This is a genomic window from Stenotrophomonas sp. 28608_Sma, from assembly GCF_056486185.1.
Genome location: NZ_CM151308.1, coordinates 4,828,576 through 4,852,409, shown reverse-complemented (window position 1 = coordinate 4,852,409; position 23,834 = coordinate 4,828,576). Strand labels below are relative to the sequence as shown.

Sequence of the window (23,834 nt, the reverse complement as noted above, 5' to 3'; positions counted from 1 at the left end):
ACCCTCGACAAGGAGATGTTCCGATGCGCCGCACCCTGATGATCGCCACGGCCACCGCACTGCTGGCCCTGGCCTCCACCGCTTCTGCCCGCGATACCCGCGTGGAGCAGTCCCTGCAGGAACTGGTCAGTTCGCAGGCTGCCAAGGACGCCGGCATCGACGGCAGCGTCCGCTTCTACCTGGCCGGCCAGCCGGTCAGCGTGCAGCAGCGCCTGGGCGAAGACGTGACCAACAAGAAGACCAACGCCGCCAACAAGAGCGATGCCGAGGCCTGCCGCTGGGTCGCGCTGTCGGCGCTGCGCGCGCTGCAGGACGGTGCCAAGTCGCGCGGCGCCAACGCCGTGGTCGACATCGTCAGCTACTACAAGAAGAACGAGTTCAAGAGCAGCACCAACTACGAATGCTATGCCGGTGCGATCCTCGCCGGTGTCGCGCTGAAGGGCACCTACGCCAAGGTCAAGTAAGCGCCCGTGTGGCGGCGGCGTTGGCTGAACGCCGCCGCCACATTGCTGAATCCTGCCGGGGAAACGCCGCCGATCACGCCGCCATCGTCGGCTGACGGCTTTCCCCGGTGTCGGCTTTCCGACACAATCATGGCTCTTCCCGGGTTATCGTCCCGCGGACATGCACGCCTACGTCTATAAAAGCCAACTCAAGCCGGACACCTACGTCTACGTTCCCCGTCGCGATGATTTCAGCGCGCTGCCTGCGCCGCTGCTCACCTCGCTGGGGACGCTCGCCTTCGTCCTGGACGTGGCCCTGGATGCCCAGCGCCGCCTGGCCCAGGCCGATCCGGAAAAGGTCCGCAGCGAAATGAGCGAGCGCGGGTTCTACCTGCAGGTGCCGCCATCGGTGGCCAGCCTGATGCCGCGCCACTATGACTGACACGTCCCGTCCGCGCGCCCTGTCGATCGCCTTCGCCGTAGGCGCCGTGCTGGCGCTTGGCGCCGCTGTGGGCGGCGTTCCAGGCGCCATCCTTGCGGCACTGGCGCAGCCGGCGTTCGCGCTGGGTGTGTCGTGGTGGCGTCGCAGCCGCGCGCTGCTGCCGCTGAAGATCGTCGCGCGCCAGGACCTGCCGGCGCTGCTGGCGTTGTGGACGGCAGCGCCGCTGTTGCTGGCGCTGCTGCTGGCCTGGCCGCTGGCGGCGCTGCGTGACAGCGGCAGCCTGGCCGCGGTGCTGGGCCTGAGCGTGCTGGTCAGTGCCGGCCTGCTGGCGGCCTGGCGCACCTGGCCGCTGTGGAACGATGTCGAACGCCTGGATGGCAATCTCGCCCAGCATTGGCAGGCGCTGGCCGGACGCGACCTGACCGCCTGGCGCGGTCTCGGTGTCGCCGCGCTGGTGATCGCGCTGGCCGCGCTGGTGGTGCTGCCGGCCTGGCCGGGCCTGTTGCCGGAAGGCGCGCGCTGGCCCGCCGCGCTGGCGGTGGTGCTGCTGTCTCCCGTGCTGCACCTGCTGCTGCAGCGGGTGGCGCCGGCACCCTTGGTGTCGCTGCGCGCGAGCCCGTTGGCCAGCGCCGGCAACGAGCACGAACCGATGTTCGCCGCTGCGGCCGAAACCGCGCCGCTGGAGGCGATGGCGCCGCAGGAGCTGACACCGGCGCTGTATGAAGCCGCGCGCCAGGGTCGCATCGACCGCGGCCTGCAGCTGCTTCAGGCCGGTGCCGATCCGTATGCGCTGCCGGACCCGAACTGGCGCGACCAGCGCAGCCTGGCGGTGCTGGCGGCGGTGCTGCCGGACCTGCGCCTGCTGCGCGAACTGATCGCCCGCGGCGTCGATGTGAATGCGCCGCACCGGGGCATGACCCCGCTGCTGGCCGCCACCCGCGACAGCTGGCACGGCCGCCCCGAAGCGGTGATGACCCTGCTCGCCAACGGTGCCGATTCGCGTGCCATCGACAGCGATGGCAACACCCCGCTGCACCATGCGGCGCGCAGTTCCGACCCGGGCGTGGCCGCGCTGCTGCGCGATGCCGCCGCCGAAGTCGACGCGCTGAACAACGAGGGCTGGTCGCCGCTGGCCGTGGCCTGCCAGGTCGGCAACTGGCGCCTGGCCCGCTTCCTGCTCGAACGCGGTGCGCGCAGCGAACCGGCCGAAGGCACCCCGGTGTTGCTGGCCGCGGCCGCCACCGAAGACGACGATCCGGCCGGCGTGCAGCTGCTGCTCAAGCACAAGGCGCGGGCTGACGCGCGTGATCGCCAGCGCCGCAGCGCGCTGCATGAGGCCGCACTGGCTGGCCACGTCGAGATCATCGGCGTGCTGCTGGGTGCCGGTGCCAATCTGGAAGCGCGCGATGCGCTTGGCCGTACGCCGTGGCTGGAAGCGGCCCGTGCCGGTCGCGCCGCCGTGGTCGAGCATCTGCTGCCGCACAAGCCGGATCTGGTTGCGGTGGACGGCGAAGGCCGCAATGCGGTGCAGCTGGCGGCGATGGCCGAGGATGTCTCGCCATTGCTGATCAAGCGCCTGGTCGAGCTGGGCATCGCCGCCGATGCCACCGATCCGGTTGGCCGCCGTGCGGTGGACTACGCCGCCGAAGCCGGACGCTGGGCGATTGTCGCGCTGCTGGATCCGTCCTATCCATTGCCGGCCGCGGTCAGTGACGGCCTGGCCGAGCGTGGCGAAGCCGCCAGTGCCAGCGGCCTGCTGCCGGACCGCCCGCCGCTGACCCTGCTGCGCGAAGCGCTGGGCTTCGGCAACACCGAAGGCATGGCCGCGCTGGCCAAGCTGTGCCAGCCGGAAGAACTGGGCGGCCTGCTGCTCGACCCCGAGCTGGCGCTGGAGCCGCGCGCGGTGGATTGGCTGCTGGGCCACGGCGCCGATCCCTACGTGCGCGACGCCTGTTCCGATACGCCGATGTTCGCGTTGCTGTCGCGTGGCATCGATGCGGTGCCGGCGCTGCAGGTGATGCTGCAGCGTGGCCTGTCACCGGCCGGTCGCGGTGGCCTGGCGCGCTTCCTTGCCGCCTGCGCACAGCACGATCAGGCCGCCCGTGGCCTGGAGCAGCTGGCGCTGGAACTGCTGGAACGTGGTGCCGATCCGTTCGCGGCCTCGCCGGCGGGTGACCCGCCGTTGTCGCTGGCAGTGCGCCTGGGCTGGCTGCGCCTGCAGCAGGCCCTGCTCAAGGCCGGTGTCGATCGTGAAGCGCGTGACAGCCATGGCATGACCGCATTGCATCTGGCCACCGCATTGGCCCGCGAAGGCGCGCTGAAGCTGCTGGTGCAGCACGGTGCCTCGCCGGAAGCACGTGCCGCCGATGGGCAGACGCCGCTGGGCGTGGCGCTGTCGATCGGTCGCCGTGACCTGGCCGACTGGCTCGACTGGCGAGTGTGGCCGTTGCCGCGCCGCACCCTGCGCGAGGCCGATCTGCCGGCCGCTGCGATGGCTGGTGACGTCGATGCGGTGCGCCGCCTGATCGATCTGGGATTTGCCGTCGACGCAGTCGACGCACAGGGCTGCACCGCGCTGCTGCGTGCGGCCGGTGGTGGCCATCTGGCGGTGACCGACCTGCTGCTGGCGCGTGGCGCTGATCCGCAGCACGCAGCGGCCAGTGGTGCCACGCCGCTGTCGGCGGCGGTCAGCATGCGCCAGGTGGACATCGTTTCGGCCCTGCTCGACGCCGGCGCCAAGCTGGAACACCGCCTGCCGGGCGGCGTGACCGTGCTGATGCTGGCCTCGGCGCTGGGCCTGCCGGACATCGTCGCGCGCCTGCTCACCGCCGGTGCCGACGTGCATGCCGGTGACGCGCAGCAGCTGGGCCCGCTGCACTGTGCCGCGCTGTACGGTTTCAGTGCCCGCGACCGCTCGCGCTTGCTGGCCCTGCTCGATACCCTGCTGCTGGCCGGTGCCGAACCGGACCAGGCCGCCGCCGGTTCGGTCACGCCGCTGCTGCTGCTGCTGGGTGCGCGTGCCGAGCCGGGTACCGCCTGCGACGAGCAGGTGGTGATGGCGGCGGTAGAGCGCCTGCTGGACGAGGACGTGAGCCTGGACGTGCGTGATCCGCGCGGCTTCGGCCCGCTGCATCTGGCCGCCCTGCACGGCCTGCCACTGCTGGTGCAGCGCCTGCTGCGCGCCGGTGCCGACCCGGAAGTGCGCGACAGCCTCAACCGCAGCCCCCGCGAGATCGCGGTGATGCGCGGCTTCATCGACGTGGCCGGCGAGTTCGAACCACGCGTGCCGGGCGTTTCGTCGATGGCGCGGTTCCTGCGCGACAACGGCTGATCGCTGGAAATGGGTAGTGCCGGCCGCTGGCCGGCAACCTCATGAAACCTCCGGGATCCCGAGGCTGCCGGCCAGCGGCCGGCACTACCGCAATCTGTGGTGGGTGCCGACCGTTGGTCGGCACGCCTACTTGCCGTCGCTTTCCGCGTCGGCCTCGAACAGGTGCATCAGGTCGTTGCGTGCATCGCGCGAGGTCTGGATCACCGCAGCCTCGTCGTCGTACACCAGGTACTGGTCACGCAGCAGCTGTTCATCGTGCTCGCGGAAACGCTGCACGTGGCGTTCGGCCACATCGGCTGCCACACCCAGCGCGGTCAGCACGCGGCCGCTCATCTCCAGGCTGGTACCGAATACTTCGCGGAACGGTTCGGCCGACATGTCCATCAGGCGCCACGCATGCTGGCGGTTGCGTGCGCGCGCCAGCACCTTCGCGTCCGGGTACAACCGGCGCACCATGCGCACCGCGCGCAGGTTGGTCTCCGGGTCGTCCACGGTGATCACGAACACATCGATGTGCTCGCCGCCGGCCGCGCGCAGCATCTCCGGCCGGGTCGGGTCGCCGTAGTACAGCTGGTTGCCGAAGCGGCGCAGGTCGGCCACGGTATCGGGGTTCGCTTCCAGTGCCACGAACGGCACCTTCTGCGCGGTCAGCAGGCGCGCGATGACCTGGCCGAAGCGGCCCATGCCGGCGATCAGCACCTTCGGCCGGTTGTCCGGCGCCACCTTGTCGGCCTCGGCTGCCTCGCGCGGCGTTGCCTTCTCCTGGCCGAGCAGCTTGAGCAGCGCGATCATCAGCAGTGGCGTGATCGCCATCGACAGGCCGACGATCGCCACCAGACGGTCATGGTTGGCGTTGCCCAGCAGGTGCGCGCGCTGCGCTTCGTTGAACACCACGAAGGCGAACTCGCCGCCCAGCCACAGCACGCTGCCCAGTAGCAGCGAGTGCCGTGAACTGAGCTTTGCGATGCGCCCGATCACGTACAGCAGGCTGAATTTGACCACCAGCAGGATCGCCACGCCGGCGGCGATCAGCCACGGCTCGGCAACGATGCGGTCCAGGTCGATGCCCATGCCCACCGCAATGAAGAACAGGCCCAGCAGCAGCCCCTTGAACGGCTCGATCTGCGCTTCCAGTTCGTGCCGGAACTCCGAATCGGACAGCAGCACGCCGGCCAGGAACGCGCCCAGGCTGGGGCTGAGGCCGGCTTCCTGCATGAACCAGGCGGTGCCCAGCACCACCAGCAGTGCGGTGGCGGTGAATACTTCCGGGCTGCGGGTACGCGCGATGATGCCGAACACCTTGCGCAGCACCGGTCGCCCGCACAGGATCACCACCGCCAGCGCGCCGAGGGCCACGGCGGCGTCTTCCCAGCGCAGGGTCTCGTTCTTTACCCCGCCCAGCAGCGGGATGGCCGCCAGCAGCGGAATCGCGATCAGGTCCTGGAACAGCAGGATGGCGAACCCGAGCCGGCCATGGTCGCTGTTGATCGCCTTGTGTTCTGACAGCAGCTGCAGGCCGACCGCGGTGGACGACAGCGCCAGTGCCACGCCCACCACCAGTGCGCTCTTCCATTGGAAATGGTCGAGCAGCAGCAGGCCACCCAGCACCAGCCCGGACAGCGCCACCTGCGCCGCACCGGCACCGAACACCGAGCGCCGCATCACCTTCAGGCGTGCCGGCGACAGTTCCAGGCCGATCACGAACAGCAGCATCACCACGCCGATCTCGGCGGCGCCGAGGATGCGGTCGGCGTCCTGCACGAAGCCGAGCCCGTCCGGGCCCAGCACCACGCCGGCCGCCAGGTAGCCCAGCACCGCGCCGAAGCCGAACTTCTTGAACACCGGCACGGCGATGACCGCTGCCAGCAGCAGCACCAGCGCCAGTTCCAGACCACCGCTATGCATGGGAATACCTGGTCATCGGGGGAGCCCGCTGTGCGTCCGTTCGGGTGGGGGAGGGCGTGGTGAGCACCACCGCGACATTATGCGCGCCGGCCTGTGTATGCACGAGAACAACTCGCCGGCCGTCGGCGCGGGGTGGCCGGGTTGACCTGCATGGCCCACGGGTCCAGACTGCCCGCCGCTGGCGGCGCGTCCTCCAGCACACGCATCCCGGAGTCCCCAACCCATGTCCAGCGACAGTAGAAGTCGACCTCGTTCGACGCCAGCGATGGCCACCGCCTGACATCGGGACGGTTTGCCTGCGTTGGCGTTGCGCGAGGTCGCACCCCCACAAGGCAAAACCGATGAACCAGAAGCAATTGCTGCGCCCGGTGGCCGATGCCGCCGCACTGGCCGCACCGCTGGCGAATTACAACACCGCCGACGCGGTGGAATTCCTCAACACGCTGGAACTGACCCGCGCCGCGGAAACGCTGGCTGCGCTGCCGTTGCCGCGTGCAGTGAAGATGCTCGAAGCGCCGGAGCTGCATCGCAGCGGTGAGCTGGTGGCCGCGCTGCCACCGGCGCGGGCTGCGGCGCTGCTGGGCCTGATGGCCGACGACCGGGCCACCGACATCGTCCACGAGCTGGATGAGGAAGAACGCGCGCGGCTGATCCCGCTGCTGGGCACCGACGCCCGCCAGGCCATCCAGAAGCTGCTCAGCTACCCACCGAACACTGCCGGTGCGCTGATGACCACCGAGTACGTGGCGGTGCCTGCCAGCTGGACGGTGGCGCAGACCCTGCAGCACATCCGCCAGGTCGAGCGCACCCGCGAGACGGTGTACGCGATCTACGTGCTGGACCCAGCCAGCCAGCAGCTGCAGCAGGTAGTGACCATGCGCCGGCTGATCACCGGCCTGCCCGAGGAATCGATCCTGGATGTGGCCCAGGTCAATCCGCCGGTGACGGTGGATGCGCTGATGGACCAGGAGGAAGTGGCGCGGCTGATCCGCCGCCACGACCTGCTGGCGATCCCGGTGGTCGACGACCAGCAGCAGATGCTTGGCATCGTCACCGTGGACGACGTGCTCGATGCGCTGATCGAGGAATCCACCGAGGACGCGCACAAGTTCGGCGGCATGGAGGCACTGGACAAGCCCTATATGCAGATCGGCTTCTTCGAGATGCTGCGCAAGCGCGCCGGCTGGTTGAGCGTGCTGTTCCTGGGTGAGATGCTGACCGCCAGCGCGATGCAGCACTATGAGGACGAACTGGCGCGTGCGGTGGTGCTGACCCTGTTCATCCCACTGATCATGAGTTCGGGCGGCAACTCCGGTTCGCAGGCCACCTCGCTGCTGATCCGCAGCCTGGCGCTGCGCGAACTGCGCCTGCGCGACTGGTGGAAGGTGGCCCTGCGCGAAGTGCCCACCGGCATGGTGCTGGGCGCGATCCTCGGCTGCCTGGCCATCGTGCGAATCGTGATCTGGCAGCTGGGTGGCCTGCATGACTACGGCGAGCACTGGATCCTGCTGGCGATCACCATCGGTGCGGCGCTGGTCGGCATCGTCACCTTCGGCTCGCTGTCCGGCTCGATGCTGCCGTTCATCCTGAAGCGGCTCGGCTTCGACCCGGCCAGTGCCTCGGCCCCGTTCGTGGCCACCCTGGTGGACGTGACCGGCCTGGTGATCTACTTCAGCATCGCCGCGATGATCCTGCACGGCACGCTGCTGTAAGCCGGAACCATCGTGCTCCGGCAGGTGCCGACCTTGGTCGGCACGCAGAACAAAAAGGGGACGGAGGGGATTAAGTCGTTCAAGGCACATGAGGCACAAACGACTTAATCCCCTCCGTCCCCTTTTTTGGGTACCGTAGGCGCATGAGTACCTACCACCTGCAGTCCGTGTTTCGTCCGCAGTCGGTCGCGGTGATCGGCGGCAGTCCACGTGAGCGTTCGGCCGGGCGCGCGGTGATGCGCAACCTGCGTGGCACTGGCTTCCCCGGCAAGGTGGCCTGGATCAACCCGCGGCATGCCGAGATCGATGGCATCCGCACGATCAAGCGGTTGAAGGATCTGGACTGGGTACCGGACCTGGTCGTCATCACCGCACCGGCGGCGATCGTGCCGCAGGTAGTGCGTACCGCCGCCGAACGCGGCGTGCAGGCCGCGATCATCCTCACCGCGCACCTGGGCGAAGGCCCGGGCTCGTTGTCGGAACAGGTGGAAACGGTGGCGCGCAAGCATGGCCTGCGCATCCTGGGCCCGCACTGCCTGGGTGTGATCGCACCGCATGCGCGGCTCAATGCCAGCATCGCCGCGCACTTCCCGCAGGCCGGCGACCTCGCCCTGATCTCCGAATCCTCGGCGATTGCGGCGGCGCTGGTTGAATGGGGTGTGGCGCGCTCGGTCGGCTTCTCCGCCGTGGTCTCGCTGGGCGACACGATGGACGTCGACTTCGGCGACCTGCTCGACTACTTCGCCACCGACTACCGTACCCGCGCCATCCTGCTCTACGTCGAGCAGATCAAGGATGCGCGCAAGTTCATGTCGGCCGCGCGTGCCGCCGCGCGTGCCAAGCCGGTGGTGGTGGTGAAGTCCGGCCGCGCCGAGCGCGTGCAGCCGGGCAGCCGCGATACCCATGTGCAGGCCCTGGCCCGCGCCGACGACGTCTACGGCGCGGCCTTCAACCGCGCCGGCCTGCTGCGCGTGGGGGCGCTGGACGAGCTGTTCACCGCCGCCGAATCGCTGGGTCGGTTGGGGACGTTCCCCGGTCGCCGCCTGGCCATCCTCAGCAACGGTGGTGGCGTGGGTCGCCTTGCGGTGGACCAGCTGATCGCATTGCGTGGCACGCTGGCCAACCTGTCCGACAGCACCGTCGAGAAGCTCGACGCGGTGCTGCCGCAGGGCTGGTCGCGCAGCAATCCGGTGGACATCGTGGTTGACGCCGATGGTGACCGCTATGCCGCAGCCATCGAAGCGCTGCTGGCCGACAACGAGAATGACGCGGTGATGGTGGTCAACGTGCCGACCGCGTTCACCTCATCGGCGGACGCCGCGCAGGCGCTCACCCGCACACTGGGCCTGCGCCCACGCCATCACCGCGACAAGCCGGTCTTCGCGGTGTGGCTGGGCAACGACGATCAGGCCACCGCCACGCTCAACGCGGCACGCGTCCCGACCTACCCGACCGAGGCCGAAGCCGTACGTGGCTTCCAGCACCTGGTGCGCTACCGCGAAGCGCAGAACGCGTTGATGGAAACGCCGCCCAGCCTGCCGCAGGATTTCAGTGTCGACACGGCCGCCGCGCGCGCACTGGTCGATGCCGCGCTGGCCAACGGCCAACAGTGGCTGGACCCGCTGGCTACGCATGAACTGCTCAAGGCCTATGGCATTCCCTCCGCGCCGGTGATGCATGCGCGCGATGCGCACGAAGCGATGGACCTGGCGCAGCCGCTGCTGGAACGCGGTGCTACGGTCGCACTGAAGATCCTGTCGCCGGACATTCCGCACAAGTCGGAAGTGGATGGCGTGCGCCTGAACCTGTCCACGCTGCCGGCGGTGCAGAGCGCGGCCAACGCGATCCTGTCGCGTGCACGCCAGCTGCGGCCGGATGCACGCATCGATGGCCTGCTGGTACAGCCGACCATCGTCCGCCCGAAGGCGCGCGAACTGATCGTCGGCATCGCCGATGACGCGACGTTCGGTCCGGTGATCGTGGTCGGTCGCGGCGGCACCGCCGTCGAAGTGATCAACGACAAGGCACTGGCGCTGCCGCCGCTGGACCTGCGCCTGGCCCACGAGCTGATCGGCCAGACCCGCGCCTCGCGCATCCTCAAGGCCTACGGTGATGTGCCCGCCGCCGACGAGCGTGCACTGGCACTGGCGCTGGTGAAGCTGGCACAACTGGCTGCCGATATCCCCGAAGTGCGCACGCTGGACATCAACCCGCTGCTGGTCGACGGCAAGGGCATCCTCGCCCTCGATGCCCGCGTAGCGGTGGCGCCGTCGCGCATCCTGCACAAGGGCCGCGGCCATCCGCGTTTCTCGGTGTTCCCGTACCCGAAGGAGTGGGAGCGCACCATCGAGCTGTCCGATGGCGGCCGTACCTTCGTGCGCCCGGTGCGGCCGGAGGACGACGCACTGTTCCGTGCGTTCTTCGCCCGCGTCAGTGACGAGGACCTGCGCCTGCGTTTCTTCCAGTCGGTGAAGCACTTCAGTCACGAGTTCATCGCGCGCCTGACCCAGCTCGATTACGCACGCTCGATCGCGCTGGTGGCGATCGAACCGCGCAGCGGCGAAATGCTGGGCGCGGTACGCCTGCACGCCGATGCCGATTACCACCGTGGCGAGTACGGCATCCTGATCCGCTCGGATCTGAAGGGCCACGGCATCGGCTGGCGGTTGATGGCGATCATGATCGAGTACGCCAAGTGGCTGGGCCTGGACGTGGTCGAAGGCCAGGTGCTGCGCGAGAACAGCACCATGCTGGCGATGTGCCAGAGCCTGGGCTTCAAGACCAGGCTGGATCCAGACGATCCGACGGTGATGATGGTGACCCTGCCGGTGCAGCAGGTCGAGGTGCCGGCACCGGACTTGTAGAGTCGAGATCCTATGTTCGTGGTCAAGCCTGCTGGAAGCAGGCTTGACCCACCTTCAGCATCGCCGGATCGAAGTCCCGGCCGCTTTTGAAGACACCCCAGGCGATCCTGGCCAGCTTTCTGGCCAGGATGTTGAAGACGGCGGTGCTGGGGTGACCGCGTTTTGACAGCTCGTCGTAGAGCGGTTGCCCCCGACGACACCGCTTGAGCCCCATGGCGGCCATGTAGAGCATCTGGCGCAGCACTGGCGCGCCCTGTTTGGACAGCCGACGCCGTCCCGTTCTGCCGCCAGACTCGTTGGGCCGGGGATCCAGGCCCGTGCAGGCGATCCACGCGTTGGCGTTGGCCAACGGCCAGCGCGTCATGTAGTAAATCAGGTGAGCGGCGACGGCGGGGCCGATACCAGGGATGGTCAACAGGCGCTTGTAGAGCGTGCCATGCTCTCCATCGCGAGCCAAGCGCTGCAGTTCGCTTTCCAGCTCGGACAGCGTCCCAGCCAGAGCGCAGAACAGATCTGACAGCTCCCCGGGGGCACTTTTGCTTACCCCGAAGGATTGCTCCAGGCGCGCGCGTGTCTTTACCAGCGTCTGCCGCTTGCGCAGCAAATCGTGCATCTGCTGCTGCTCATCGGTACGCGGTACGTATTCACGCAGGCGATCGTTCTCCTTCTTCACGTACCGGGCGATCGCTTCGGCGTCCATGGCGTCCGTCTTGCCACGCGAGCCCGTCGCCCGGCCGTAGTGCTTGATCAGACGTGGATTGATCACATAGACAACGTGGCCTGCCTGGCCAGCCATCCGAGCCAACAACTCGTAGTACCGCCCCGTCGCCTCCATGCCAATCCGGCATCGCTGGGGCAAGGTGTTGAGCCACTGGGCTATGCCGGCCCGGGTGTTGGCGATCCTGTCGCCGGCCTTGCGGTCGGCCACTGCCGGTACGAACTCCTTGGAGTCCACGTCCACGCCAATATCGAGAGAATCAGACATTTGTACGGCTCCCAGCTATCTTTAAGGGGCTGGGGTGGTACCGCACCGACGTTAGCTTGCCTACATCGACGATCTCCTTTGGGGGCCGTACGATCCTTTATCGACGTTCGTGTGCGGGATGGGGATCGCTCGACTCGTCTGTCGGCTAGTATCCGCAGATGCATGCTTGACGGTCCCTCCACCCTGGCTCCTACATACCGCGTAGGAGCCGGGAGGAACATACAAGCTTGCTCGACTGTCGTCATCGGGAAGCAGTCGAGCAAGCTCGACTCTACGGTCAGGTTAGCGGAGGGGCTCCACCACCACCGCCGTGCCATAGCACAGCACCTCGGTCAGCCCGGTCATCACGTCGGTGGCGTCGTAGCGCATGCCGATGATCGCGTTGGCGCCCAGCTGCCGCGCGTGCTTGACCATGTCGCGGTAGGTTTCCTCGCGGGCCTGTTCGCACAGCTCGGTGTAGATGGTGATGTTGCCGCCGAAGATCGTCTGGATGCCGCCCAGGAAGTTGCCGACGATCGAGCGCGAGCGCACGGTGATGCCGCGGACCACACCCAGATTGCGCACGACACGGTGGCCGGGCAGCTCGAAGGCGGTGGTGACCAGCGCATCGTCGAAGCGCAGCGCGGGCGGGGAAGGGGAGCCGCTGTTGTAGGGGTCTGCCATGGTCGCGTCCGTGTCGTCGCTTTCTGTAGAGTCGAGCCATGCTCGACTGGCTGTGGCGCAGTCGAGCATGGCTCGACTCTACAACGCAACCGCCCGTTGCGGCATGGCTCCGTCACCGTGATGGCGCGACAATACCCCCATGACCAACCGTATCCCCCTGTTGCTGCTGCCCGGCCTGCTCAACGACGCCGAGCTGTGGCGCTCACAGCTGGCTGACCTGGCCGACATCGCCGATTGCACGGTGGGCGACCAGACCCGCGGCGAAACCCTGCAGGGCGTGACCGAGGACGTGCTGGCGCAGGCGCCGGAGCGCTTTGCGCTGGCCGGTTTCTCGCTGGGCGGTTTCGTCGCCCAGCAGATCCTGCGCATCGCGCCCGAGCGCGTGCTGAAGCTGGCGTTGATCGATACCTCGATCCATGCCGATTCGCCGGAACGTGCCGAGCAGCGCCGCAGCCAACGTGCCAGCGTGCGCTTGCCGGGAAAATTCCACGGCTTCGGTGACGTGCTGATGCGCAGCTACATCGATGCTTCTCGGCTGGATGACTACGTGCTGGTGCAGCGTGTGCGCGACATGACCGCGCGGTTGGGCGCCGAAGTGTTCCTGCGCCAGAGCGCGCTGGAGCGCCGCGATGGCCACGATGTGCTGGCCGGGTACCGCGATCCGCTGCTGATCGTCTGCGGCGCAAACGACCGCATCACGCCGCTGGCGGTGAGCGAGGAGATGCACGCCCTGGTGCCGCACTCGCAGCTGGTGGTGGTGCCCGATTGCGGGCACCTGGCACCGATGGAAAAGCCGGACGAGGTCAGTGCGGCCATGCGTGGGTGGTTGCTGCAAGGCGAGGGATAGCTCTGCCTTTGGTAGGTGCCGACCTTGGTCGGCACGATGTGTCATCGACTGACCAGAGGCCAGTGCCGACCAAGGTCGGCACCTACGATTCCGATACGTAACCCCAGTTGGGATCAATCCCAGGCCGGGGCAATCCCTTCCGGATTCGCGAGGCGATGGCCGCGATCCAGCTTGGCGATCTGCGCCATGTCTTCGTCGGTCAGGCGTACGGCCGCTGCTTCCAGGTTGGCTGCCAGGTTTTCGCGCTTGGTCGACGACGGAATGACCGAGAAGCCCTGCTGCAGCGCCCACGCCAGCGCAACCTGCGCCGGGGTGGCCTGGTGGCGGCCGGCAATGGCCTGGATCACCGGGTCCTTCAGCACTTCGCCATAGGCCAGGCTCATGTAGGCGGTGATGTGGATGCCGTTGTCCTGCAGGAACTTCACCAGCAGGCGGTTCTGCAGGTACGGGTGGATCTCGATCTGGTTGGTGGCGATGGCTTCGGCGCCGAGGATCTCGATCGCCTTGCGGGTCTGCGCGATGGTGAAGTTGGAGATGCCGATCGCCTTGGTCAGCCCTTGCGCCTTGGCCTCGGCCAGTGCCGGCAGGTATTCCTCCATCGGCACATCGACCTTGTCATTCGGTGACGGCCAGTGGATCAGCGCCAGGTCGACGCGGTCGGTGCGCAGCTTCTCCAGACTGGCACGCAGGCTGGCCAGCAGCGCATCGCGCTTGAACTCGGTGATCCACACCTTGGTGGTCAAGTACAGATCATCACGCGGCACGCCCGACTCGGCGATGGCCTGGCCGACTTCGGCTTCGTTGCCGTAGATCTGCGCGGTATCGATGGCGCGGTAGCCGACCTCCAGTGCATTGCGCACCGAGTCGATCACGGTCTGGTCTTTGAGGCGGAAGGTGCCGAGACCGAAAGCGGGGACAGTCATGGGAAGCTCCAACGGGGGGAAGGGAGTAGCAGAAGGAAGAGGGTAGGACAGGCACCGTATGCATGCCGGCAACGGTGCATTGCATGGATCAATGCGCGGTGGCGGCAATGCCGTCGGCGCGGTGGTCGACGCCATCACGGCGGTCGAGGCGGCCACTGAGCACGGTCAGCGCGTAGGCCAGTACGACCACCAGCGCGCCCAGCCAGGGCGTATGCATCAGGCCGATGTGCTCCACCACCAGACCGCCCAGCGAGGCGCCCAGGGCGATGCCGACGTTGAACGCGGCAATGTTCAGGCCCGATGCCACGTCGGTGGCCTGCGGTGCATAGCGCTGCGCCTGCTTGACCACGTAGACCTGCAGGCCGGGCACGTTGCCGAATGCCACCGCACCCAGCGCCAGCACCGTCAGCAGCATCAACCAGGTGTTGTAGGCAGTGAACGTGAGGACGAACAGCACCAATGCCAGCAGTCCGAAGATGCGCTTCAGCGCGGGCACCGGACCCATGCGGTCGGCCATGCGCCCGCCCCACAGGTTGCCGATCGCCACCGATACGCCGTACACCAGCAGCACCAGGCTCACGGCGTTGGCCGGAAGGCCGGTGACGTCCTGCAGGATCGGCGCCAGATAGGTGAAGGCCAGGAAGGTGCCACCGTAGCCCAGCGCGGTCATCGCATAGACCAGCAGCAGGCGTGGCTGGCCGAGCACGGCAAGCTGCTGGCGGAGGCTGGCCGGCGCACTCTGCGGCAGGTTGCGCGGTACGAACAGCAGCGCGCCGATCAGGGCGACCACGCCGAGGCCGGCTACCGCCAGGAAGGTCGCGCGCCAGCCCAGATGCTGGCCGATGAAGGTACCCAGCGGCACGCCGGTCACCAGCGCCACGGTCAGGCCGGTGAACATGATGGCGATCGCGCTGGCCGCCTTCTCCTTCGGCACCACGGCGGTGGCGATGATCGCGCCGATCGAGAAGAACACGCCGTGCGCCAGGCCGGTGAGGATGCGGGCGATGATCAGCGAGGTATACCCGGGTGCCATCCAGGCGACGACATTGCCGAGCGTGAACAACACCATCAGCGCCACCAGCAGTTGCTTGCGCGGTACGCGTCCGGTCAGCGCAGTCAGCACCGGCGCACCGATGGCCACACCCAGCGCGTACAGCGAGACCAGCAGGCCGGCCGAGGGCAGGCTGACCTGCAGGTCGCCGGCGATGGTCGGGATCAGGCCGACGATGACGAATTCGGTGGTGCCGATGGCAAAGGCACCGAGGGTCAACGCCAGCAGGGCGAGGGGAATGCCACGGATCATGACAGGGTCCAGCAGGAGGGAGAGGCTGCGCAGTCTGCGCCGCCGACCTTTGCTGAAAAACCGGTCTTCACGCCAATCACTATTGCCGTGCAGTCAATAATAGGGGCATGAAGACCACTCTCGATGAAATGCAGGCGTTCCTTTCGGTGATCGACAGCGGTTCGATCAGTGCTGCCGCCGAGCAGCTGGGGCAGACGCCCTCGGGCGTGAGCCGCGCGCTGGGGCGGCTGGAGGACAAGCTGGGGATCACCCTGCTGACCCGCACCACCCGCCGCCTGAACCTGACCGCCGAGGGCGAGGCGTTCCTGCGCCATGCGCGCGCGATCATCGATGCGGTGGAATCGGCCGAGGAACAGATGGCGGCGCGCCGCGAACGCCCGGCGGGGCGCCTGCGCGTGGATGCGGCGATGCCGTTCGTGCTGCACGTGATCGCGCCGCTGGTGGCCGGCTATCGCGCGCGTTACCCGGAAGTACAGCTGGAGTTGAACAGTTCCGACCGCTACATCGACCTGCTCGAACGGCGCACCGATCTGGCGATCCGGATCGGCCCGCTGGCCGACTCCACCCTGCATGCGCGGCTGCTGGGCCGCTGCCAGCTGCGGCTGGTGGCCAGCCCGGACTACCTGGCCAGGCACGGCGAACCGGCCAGCGTCGCCGCGCTGGGCCAGCACACGCTGCTCAGCTTCAACGAGCCGGAATCACTCAACCGTTGGCCGCTGCCCGGAGAGTCGGATGGGCTGCTGCTGGTGCGCCCGGATATTGCCGTATCCAGTGGCGAGACGCTGCGCCGGCTGGCGGTGGAAGGTGTGGGCATCACCTGCCTGTCTGACTTCGTCACCGATCGCGACCGCAGCGCCGGCACCCTGGTGCAGGTGCTGGCGGCGCAGACGCTGGATGTGTACCAGCCGATCCATGCGGTGTACTACCGCAACACCGCCGTGTCGTCGCGGATCAGCTCGTTCGTGGATTACCTGGCCGACGCGATGGCGCAGAGCGATTACGTGCGCTGAGGTTGCCGGCCAGCGGCCGGCACTACCGCACGCGCCGGTGGGCGCGGCTGCTCTGGTGGGTGCGGACCGTTGGTCCGCACTGATCCTGCCGCCGCCCGACCAACGGTCGGGCGCTACCCATGTGGCGGCGGACGCTGCCGGCCAGCGGCCGGCACTACCGCACGCGCCGGTGGGCGCGGCTGCTCTGGTGGGTGCGGACCGTTGGTCCGCACTGATTCTGCCGTCGCCCGACCAACGGTCGGGCGCTACCCATGTGGCGGCGGACGCTGCCGGCCAGCGCCCGGCACTACCGCACGCGCCGGTGGGCGCGGCTGCTCTGGTGGGTGCGGACCGTTGGTCCGCACTGATCCTGCCGTCGCCCGACCAACGGTCGGGCGCTACCCATGTGGCGGCGGACGCTGCCGGCCAGCGGCCGGCACATCGCATGGGTAGTGCCGGCCGCTGGCCGGCAACCGGATCACTCAGGCCGCACGCGCCAACGCGTCCTTCGCTGCCGCCGGGGTCGACAGATCGAACACATCCACCGCGTCGATCAACCGGTTCGCCTGTTGTTCCAGGCTGCGTGCGGCGGCACTGGCTTCCTCCACCAGCGCGGCGTTCTGCTGGGTGGTGCCATCCATCTGGATCACGGTCTGGCTGACCTGCTCGATACCCGCGCTCTGCTCCTGCGAGGCCGCGGAAATCTCGGCCATGATGTCGGTCACGCGCTGCACCGATGCCACGATCTCGGCCATGGTGTCACCGGCCTCGCGCACGCGCTGTGCACCGTGCCCGACCTGCTCAACCGAGGCTTCGATCAACGCCTTGATCTCCTTCGCGGCCGCGGCCGAGCGCTGCGCCAGCGTGCGTACTTCACTGGCAACCACCGCGAAGCCGCGGCCCTGCTCGCCGGCACGCGCGGCTTCCACTGCCGCGTTCAGCGCCAGGATGTTGGTCTGGAACGCGATGCCATCGATCACGCTGATGATCTCGGCGATCTGCCGCGACGAGGTTTCGATCGCGCTCATCGTCGTCACCACCTGGCCGACCACGTTGCCGCCCTGCGAGGCGACCGTGTGCGCGCCGATCGCCAGCTGGTTGGCCTGGCGTGCGTGCTCGGCGTTCTGGCGCACGGTGGAGGTCAGTTCTTCCATCGACGCGGCGGTTTCTTCCAGATTGGCCGCCTGCTGCTCGGTACGGCGCGACAGATCATTGTTGCCGGCGGCGATCTCTGCAGCCGCAGTGTGGATGTTGCCGGAGGCGTGCTTGATGTCGGTGACGATGGTCGCCAGCTGCGCGGCGGTGGTGTTGGCATCGCCGGCGATGCGCGCGAACACGCCCTGGAAATCGCCATGCATGCGCGCGCCGAGGCGGCCATCGGCAATCGCGCGCAGCATGCTGGAGACCTCGCCGAGGTTCAGTTCGGTCGTCTGCATCAATCGGTTCAAGCCGTCGACCATCGCGCGGAAGTCATGCTCGAAACGTGCGCTGTCGCCACGCTGGCTGAAGTCACCCCTGGCAGCGGCTTCGGCCAGGCGGCGGATCTCGCCATTGATCATGCCGAGATTGACCTTGGCGGTATCCAGTGCGTCGGTGATCACTGCCTTCTCGCCGGGCAGGCGTTCCATGTCCTGGCTGAGGTCGCCGATGGCGTAGCGCCCCATGATCGCGATCGCGCGCAGCTTCACCTGGATGTGCGCATCGACCAGCGCGTTGCTGTCGGCCACCATCGTGCCGAACGCGCCGGGGAAGGCACTGGCATCCATGCGGTGGCTGATGGTGCCGGCTTCATGCGCCTGTGCCATCGTGGCCTGTGCATCGAGCACACCGCGCAGCGTGGACTGCACCGCCTGCATGGCCTGCGCGAGGCGACCGATCTCATCGCGGCTGCGCACCTGCACAACATGCTGCAGATCACCGGCGGCCACTGCACGCGCAGCGGCCTCCACCGCCAGCACCGGCTGCACCACCGCACGCCGCAGCCACCAGCCCAGGCCCATCAGCAGCAGCACGGCGGCCAGCACGGTCAGCGCCGCGCACAGCAGCAGCGTCTGCCGCGCCTGCTGCGAACGGGCCGCTACCGCCGCTTCGGCCACCTGCGTGGCGTGCGTACTCAACGCATCCAGCGCAGTTGCCACCGGGCGGTCCTTGCCGCGCACGAGGTTGTCGCCGGCGGCGGGATCGTAGCTGGCCTCGGCGAACGCCTGCAGCGCCGCGTGATAGTCCTCCTGCAGCTGCGCATGCAGGCCGATGAAGGCCTGCGCCAGTTCGCGCGTGCGTGCATCCGGGCTGCTGACCAGGCCCTTGGCCAGCTGCTCGACCAGACGACCCTCGCTGTCGAAGGCGTCCAGGTGGCGTTGGCGCAACGCGTCGTCGTGGCCGCGCAGCAGCACGTTCTTCCATTCCTGCACCTGGCCGCGGAACTCGCGCTGCAGGCGTTCGGCATCGCGGCTGTGCGCGACTTCGGGTGGAACCTCGGTGGACAGCTTCAACCAGGCGGAGGCCAGGCCGGCCAGAGCGCACAGCAGGACCACCGCCAGACCAACAGAAACCGCGCCGAGCAGCTTGGACTGCAGGCGCGGAGCACGGACAGACGCATTCATGGGGAAGAACTCTCGGGAAGGGGCACTGCGGTATCGACCCGCTGCGCACGCCCTGAAGTGGGATGTTGATCACATTCGCGTTTCGTTTAGTGATGTGAAGGAGATGTTTCATAGGACAGATGTGTCCATATGGAACGAAAGCAGACCCTCGACAGAGGAATTAAATGTAACTATTGTCGTTACATGAAATCCGCGAACCCGCTTTCCGACGCCCTGCACGTGATGGCGCACCTGGTCGGCCATACCGCCCCGCGCACGTCCGAACAGCTGGCGTCCTGCCTGCCGACCCATCCGGTGGTGATCCGTCGTCTGCTGGCACAGCTGCACAAGGCCGGCCTGGTGCGCAGCACCCGTGGTCACGGCGGCGGCAGCCTGCTGGCACGCGATGCCGCGGCGATCACCCTGCATGACATCTATCTGGCGGTGGGAGCACCGCCGCTGGTCCAGGTCGGCGCTCGCGATTCCGGCGGTGGCTGCCCGATCCAGCAGCTGGTCAACAGCGCCCTGCTCGAAGGCGCGCGCGAGGCGCAGCGGCTGCTTGAGCAGCGCCTGCAGGCGACCACGCTGGACCAGCTCGGCGCCGACTTCGCCCGCCATCTTGCCCATCACCGTTCCCTGGAAGGTCACCATGAATCCTGATGTGCTCATCGTCGGCGGCAGCTACGCCGGCATTGCCGCCGGCCTGATCCTGGCCCGTGCCCGTCGCCCGGTCACCGTCATCGATGCCGGTTCACCGCGCAATCGCTTCGCCAGTCATTCGCACGGGGTGCTGGGGCTGGATGGCATCAGCGGCGCCGAGCTGCTGAAGACCGCGCGTCAGCAGCTGCTGGACTACCCCACGGTGCGTTGGGTGCATGCCGAAGTAGAGCACGCCCGCACCACCGCCGAAGGTGTGGAAGTGCGTACCGCCGATGGCCAGGTGCTGGCCGCGCGCAAACTGCTGCTGGCCAGCGGCATCGCCGACCAGCTGCCGGAACTGCCCGGACTGGCCGAGCGCTGGGGCAGCACCGTGCTGCACTGCCCCTACTGCCACGGCTATGAAGTCGGTGGTGGTGCCATCGGCCTGCTCGGCGGCCATCCGATGTCCGCCAGCAAGGCGCCGCTGTTCGCCGACTGGGGCAATGTCACGTTCTTCAGCATGGGACTGGACATCACCGACGAGGAACGCGCCGCCATGCAGCAGCGTGGCGTGCACATCGAGACGTCACCCGTGCTGGGTGTGCAGGGCGACCAGCCGACCTGGCTGGAAGTGGAGCTGGCCGATGGCCGCCGCATCGCACAGCGTGCGCTGTTCGTGCCGGCTACCCAGGCGATGGCCACGCCGCTGGTGCAGCAGCTGGGGTGCACATTGATCGAGAGCCCGCTGGGGGTGCTGATCGAGGTCGACATGATGAAGCAGACCTCGGTGCCGAACGTGTACGCCGCAGGCGATGCGACCACGGTCGGCAACATCACTCTGGCCACCGCCGAGGGCGTGCGTGCGGGGATCGGCGTGCATCATGCGCTGGTGGCCGAGGACAGCGTGCCGCGCTGACCCCCGACGCGACGTGCTGCTCTGGTAGATGCCGACCTTGGTCGGCGCCGTTTCATCCACGCATGGCGTGGAAGAGCAGTTGAGCAAGCTCGACGCTACGGATCCCGGGCATCCATTCGCCCGTGCCCGTCGAGCAGGTGCCGGCCTTGGCCGGCACCGTTCCATCATCCCTTCACGCACAGCACCTGGCGCAGCGTGTGCACCACGTCGACCAGGTCAAGCTGCGCGGCCATTACATCGTCGATCGACTTGTACGCGGCCGGCGACTCATCCAGCACGCCGCTGTCCTTGCGGCATTCCACATGCGCGGTGGCCTCGCGGTGCTGGGCCAGCGTGATCTGCTGGCGCGCAGCGCCACGGCTCATTACCCGGCCGGCACCGTGGCTGCAGCTGTGGAAGCTGTCCGCGTTGCCCTTGCCACACACGATGTAGCTGCGCGTGCCCATGCTGCCGGGAATGATGCCCAGCTCGCCCTCGCGGGCACTCACTGCACCCTTGCGCGTCACCAGCAGCTCCTGGCCGTGGTGCGTCTCCTTCTGCACGTAGTTGTGGTGGCAGTTCACCGCCATCGCCGCCAGCTGGAACTTCGGCAGCCGGTGGCGCATCTCGGCCAGCACCCGCGACATCATTGCCTCGCGGTTCTGCCGGGCGTAGTCCTGCGCCCACGACACTGCTTCGACGTAGTCATCGAACAGCGGCTCGCCTTCCATGAAGAACGCCAGGTCCTTGTCCGGCAGGTGGAAGCCGAGCACGCGCCGGGCCAGTTCCTCGCGCGCCTTCTCGATGAAGTACGTGCCGATCAGGTTGCCGGTGCCACGCGATCCGCTGTGCAGCATCACCCACACCGTGTCCGTCTCGTCCAGGCACAGTTCGATGAAGTGGTTGCCGCCGCCCAGCGTACCCAGCTGGCGGTCGAGCTTGTCGGTGCGGATCCTGCGGTGCTTGTCCTTGATGTTCTCCAGACCGGCGGCCAGCCCGGACTGCACCAGCCGCGTATGGATGCTGTCGGGCATGCGGTGGTGCTCGCCGCCGCGTCCGTTGCCGACCGGGATGCTGCGCTCGATGCTGTTGCGCAGCTGCCGCAGGTCATCGGGCAGGTCGTTGGCACGCAGCGTGGTACGCACCGCCGCCATGCCGCAGCCGATGTCGACGCCGACCGCCGCCGGGATGATCGCACCGCGGGTCGGGATCACCGAGCCCACGGTCGCGCCCTTGCCCAGGTGCACGTCCGGCATCACGGCCACCCACGGCCCGACGAACGGGATCGCGGCGATGTTGCGCAGCTGCTCATGCGCCTGTGCTTCCAGCGGCACACCGTTGACCCAGCCCTTGATCGGCGTGGTGCCCTCGGCGTGCAGCCATTGATAGTTGTGTTGAGTGTCCATGTCTTCGTGTATGTCCTTGATGGGCCGGCGGCGCGTCCCTGCGCCGCCGCGACCCCCTACCTGATCGTCACCAGCTGCTTCAGCACGCCATCCAGGCCGCCGAACACGGTGAGCTTGTCGATCTTCTCGGTGACCTTCTCCAGTGCCTCCAGCTCCTTCAAGCGCATCAGCACCGGGTTGTCCTCGATCAGCTTTGCGGTGTTGAGCTGCGAACGCGTGGCGTTGGCCTCCTCGCGACGGCGGATCACGCTGGCCTGGGCCTGCTTCTCGGCCAGCACCACACCGTTGAGGATCTCCTTCATCTCACCCGGCAGGATCACGTCCTTGATGCCCACGCCGAGCAGCCGCACGCCGTGGCCCTCGATCGCCGCCTGCACATGGGCGGCGATCTCGCCGTCCAGTGCCGCCTTGTCACCCAGCAGCTCGTCCAGGCTGCGCGCGGCAATCGCCTGGCGCAGGCCGAACTGCAGCTGCCGGTAGACGAACTCGTCGGCATTGCTGAGCGTGCGGTGTGCACGCACCGGGTCGACCACCTGCACGGTCGCGGCCAGGTTCACCCGCAGGGTCACCTTGTCGCGGCTGAGCAGTTCCTGGCCGGACACGTCCAGCGAACGCGCACGCAGCTCCACACGCTCCACCGACACGTTGCCGTTGAAGTTCCAGAACGCGTGCAGGCCGGCGTCCAGCGTCTGTCGCAGCGTGCCGTCGATGAACAGCAGGCCGACCGACTCGCTTGGCACGGTGCTGATCACCGCCACACGCGGCAGCACGCCCAACTGGCCCAGGCGCTGCTGCACGTCCGCCGGAATGCGCGGCTCGTCACCCAGCGCCATCACGCGCACCTGGGTGTCGACCGAACCCCGCCAGTACAGACGGCGGCTGCCCGGCGGCAGGACTTCATCGATGCGGCCGTTGCGCAGCAACAGACCGACCTCGGTGGCGCCGACATTGGCCAGCACGAAGTGCGTGTCCAGTCGTGCGCCCAGCGCCTCGATCAGGCTGTCCTGGTCGCTGCCGGTGTAGGCCGCGCCCTTCGATGCAGTGTGGATGTCCACATGCGGACGGCCGCCGAACGGCGACAGGCGGTGCACGCCCGGCAGCAGGATCTGCTGGAAACGACGGTTGCGATACACCAGGCCGCGCTCGCCGTCGCCGATCACGACCTTGATGGTCCAGAACATGGGAGTCTCTCCTTGTATGGCTCTGGTGGTTCGACCCGTTGCGGATGAATCGCCATGACCCGGGCCGATCAGGTCGTGGCAGGGCTGGCTGCACACCTTGTGCAGCTGGCGGAAGAGGGCGGCCATCGGCGGACGGTCCACGCGCGGAGCCTTCGGTGCACCGGCACTGCTGCCGTCGTCGTTCCCGGCAGGCAGCACCGGTGCGGAACGTGGCTGGCAGTGGCGGCGGGCCGGGGCCCGGCGTGCGGTCCGTTGCCTTCCACGTTCCTGCCCGAAGGCGTTGTCCGTGGACGGCGGCGATGGCCGCTGGGGCTTGCGCCCCGGGTGTTGCTTCAAGTCATGACGTGACAGGTCATGTGGTTTGGAGTGGGAATCGAACCCACGACAGACGGATTACGGATCCGTTGCTCTGACCAAGCTGAGCTATCCAGTTGGGGACCGCGCGGAATCGAACCGCGTACCGGCGAACCGATGCCTGCTTCCAGCAGGCGATCCAGGCGATGGCATGTCCGCGACCTCCGGCATACGCCACGGCAACGCCGCGCGCACCAGCCCGTGGTGGAAACGGGACCATTGGAGAATCGAGGGTGCAGGCCACCGACATTATCGCGAGCGATAATGTTTGGGTGCGATGCAGATAATGTCCAGGCGCTGCCGATCGCGCGAAGTAAATCCTTCGGCGGGGCGGGAAAAACCTGGGTCAGTGAGCGGCGGGTTGCCGCGC

17 protein-coding genes and 1 tRNA gene are annotated in these 23,834 nt (G+C 67.9%); 9 read left to right on the top strand and 9 right to left on the bottom strand.

Features of this window, described 5'->3' with window-relative positions:
• Positions 1-23: 23 nt before the first annotated feature.
• The 3 genes from ACZLHH_RS22830 (at position 24) to ACZLHH_RS22820 (ending at position 4,216) form a co-directional block, all read left to right on the top strand.
• The gene (locus ACZLHH_RS22830; protein WP_010482305.1) at positions 24-464 is read left to right on the top strand and encodes a hypothetical protein; all 441 of its coding nucleotides are present in this window, start codon (positions 24-26) and stop codon (positions 462-464) included.
• A gap of 160 nt (positions 465-624) precedes the next feature.
• Complete coding sequence (locus tag ACZLHH_RS22825) at positions 625-885, top strand: YcgL domain-containing protein (protein ID WP_010482302.1); 261 nt, start codon at positions 625-627, stop codon at positions 883-885.
• Positions 878-4,216: an ankyrin repeat domain-containing protein gene (locus ACZLHH_RS22820; RefSeq protein WP_180844874.1), complete on the top strand. Its 3,339-nt coding sequence runs from the start codon at positions 878-880 to the stop codon at positions 4,214-4,216. Before ACZLHH_RS22825 ends, ACZLHH_RS22820 begins: the two co-directional genes overlap by 8 nt.
• A gap of 126 nt (positions 4,217-4,342) precedes the next feature.
• On the opposite strand, the gene ACZLHH_RS22815 is transcribed toward ACZLHH_RS22820, so the two are convergent.
• A complete protein-coding gene (locus ACZLHH_RS22815; RefSeq protein ID WP_180844873.1) occupies positions 4,343-6,121 on the bottom strand; it encodes a monovalent cation:proton antiporter-2 (CPA2) family protein in 1,779 nt (592 codons plus the stop codon).
• Between the two features lie 341 nt (positions 6,122-6,462).
• On the opposite strand from ACZLHH_RS22815, the gene mgtE reads away from it, so the two are divergent.
• Positions 6,463-7,833 carry a magnesium transporter gene (gene mgtE / locus ACZLHH_RS22810; protein WP_032129164.1) on the top strand — a complete coding sequence of 457 codons (1,371 nt, stop codon included), beginning with the start codon at positions 6,463-6,465 and terminating at the stop codon, positions 7,831-7,833.
• Positions 7,834-7,976: 143 nt separating this feature from the next.
• Positions 7,977-10,697, top strand: a complete 2,721-nt coding sequence (locus tag ACZLHH_RS22805; protein ID WP_180844872.1) for a bifunctional acetate--CoA ligase family protein/GNAT family N-acetyltransferase — start codon at positions 7,977-7,979, stop codon at positions 10,695-10,697.
• Between the two features lie 22 nt (positions 10,698-10,719).
• Here ACZLHH_RS22805 and ACZLHH_RS22800 read toward each other — a convergent pair whose 3' ends face one another.
• Both ACZLHH_RS22800 and ACZLHH_RS22795 read right to left on the bottom strand, forming a co-directional pair.
• A complete protein-coding gene (locus ACZLHH_RS22800) occupies positions 10,720-11,682 on the bottom strand; it encodes an IS110 family transposase (RefSeq protein WP_132810434.1) in 963 nt (320 codons plus the stop codon).
• 282 nt (positions 11,683-11,964) lie between these two features.
• On the bottom strand, positions 11,965-12,345 hold the full coding sequence (locus ACZLHH_RS22795; RefSeq protein ID WP_071228577.1) for a YbjQ family protein: 381 nt from the start codon (positions 12,343-12,345) through the stop codon (positions 11,965-11,967).
• A 139-nt stretch (positions 12,346-12,484) separates the two neighbouring features.
• On the opposite strand from ACZLHH_RS22795, the gene ACZLHH_RS22790 reads away from it, so the two are divergent.
• Positions 12,485-13,192, top strand: coding sequence for an alpha/beta fold hydrolase (locus ACZLHH_RS22790; protein WP_134951294.1), 708 nt, complete (start codon positions 12,485-12,487; stop codon positions 13,190-13,192).
• A 113-nt stretch (positions 13,193-13,305) separates the two neighbouring features.
• Here the strand turns inward: ACZLHH_RS22790 and dkgB are convergent, their stop codons facing one another.
• Complete coding sequence (gene dkgB, locus ACZLHH_RS22785) at positions 13,306-14,115, bottom strand: 2,5-didehydrogluconate reductase DkgB (protein WP_180845439.1); 810 nt, start codon at positions 14,113-14,115, stop codon at positions 13,306-13,308.
• A gap of 88 nt (positions 14,116-14,203) precedes the next feature.
• Positions 14,204-15,418: an MFS transporter gene (locus tag ACZLHH_RS22780; protein WP_032129157.1), complete on the bottom strand. Its 1,215-nt coding sequence runs from the start codon at positions 15,416-15,418 to the stop codon at positions 14,204-14,206.
• A gap of 107 nt (positions 15,419-15,525) precedes the next feature.
• On the opposite strand from ACZLHH_RS22780, the gene ACZLHH_RS22775 reads away from it, so the two are divergent.
• The gene (locus ACZLHH_RS22775; RefSeq protein ID WP_180845440.1) at positions 15,526-16,428 is read left to right on the top strand and encodes a LysR substrate-binding domain-containing protein; all 903 of its coding nucleotides are present in this window, start codon (positions 15,526-15,528) and stop codon (positions 16,426-16,428) included.
• 461 nt (positions 16,429-16,889) lie between these two features.
• Here ACZLHH_RS22775 and ACZLHH_RS22770 read toward each other — a convergent pair whose 3' ends face one another.
• On the bottom strand, positions 16,890-19,010 hold the full coding sequence (locus ACZLHH_RS22770; RefSeq protein WP_180844664.1) for a methyl-accepting chemotaxis protein: 2,121 nt from the start codon (positions 19,008-19,010) through the stop codon (positions 16,890-16,892).
• Between the two features lie 183 nt (positions 19,011-19,193).
• Between ACZLHH_RS22770 and ACZLHH_RS22765 the strand changes: the two genes are divergently transcribed.
• Both ACZLHH_RS22765 and ACZLHH_RS22760 read left to right on the top strand, forming a co-directional pair.
• Positions 19,194-19,649, top strand: a complete 456-nt coding sequence (locus ACZLHH_RS22765) for an Rrf2 family transcriptional regulator (protein ID WP_071228571.1) — start codon at positions 19,194-19,196, stop codon at positions 19,647-19,649.
• Positions 19,639-20,544, top strand: a complete 906-nt coding sequence (locus ACZLHH_RS22760; protein WP_180844663.1) for an NAD(P)/FAD-dependent oxidoreductase — start codon at positions 19,639-19,641, stop codon at positions 20,542-20,544. The genes ACZLHH_RS22765 and ACZLHH_RS22760 overlap by 11 nt, the downstream gene beginning before the upstream one ends.
• 164 nt (positions 20,545-20,708) lie before the next feature.
• Here the strand turns inward: ACZLHH_RS22760 and ACZLHH_RS22755 are convergent, their stop codons facing one another.
• The 3 genes from ACZLHH_RS22755 to ACZLHH_RS22745 form a co-directional block, all read right to left on the bottom strand.
• Positions 20,709-21,929 (bottom strand): RtcB family protein, encoded by a 1,221-nt coding sequence (locus tag ACZLHH_RS22755; protein ID WP_180844662.1) that lies wholly within the window; start codon positions 21,927-21,929, stop codon positions 20,709-20,711.
• Between the two features lie 56 nt (positions 21,930-21,985).
• Positions 21,986-23,110, bottom strand: coding sequence for a slipin family protein (locus ACZLHH_RS22750; RefSeq protein ID WP_164115353.1), 1,125 nt, complete (start codon positions 23,108-23,110; stop codon positions 21,986-21,988).
• 357 nt (positions 23,111-23,467) lie between these two features.
• Positions 23,468-23,541, bottom strand: a tRNA-Thr gene (locus ACZLHH_RS22745).
• Positions 23,542-23,834 lie beyond the last annotated feature (293 nt).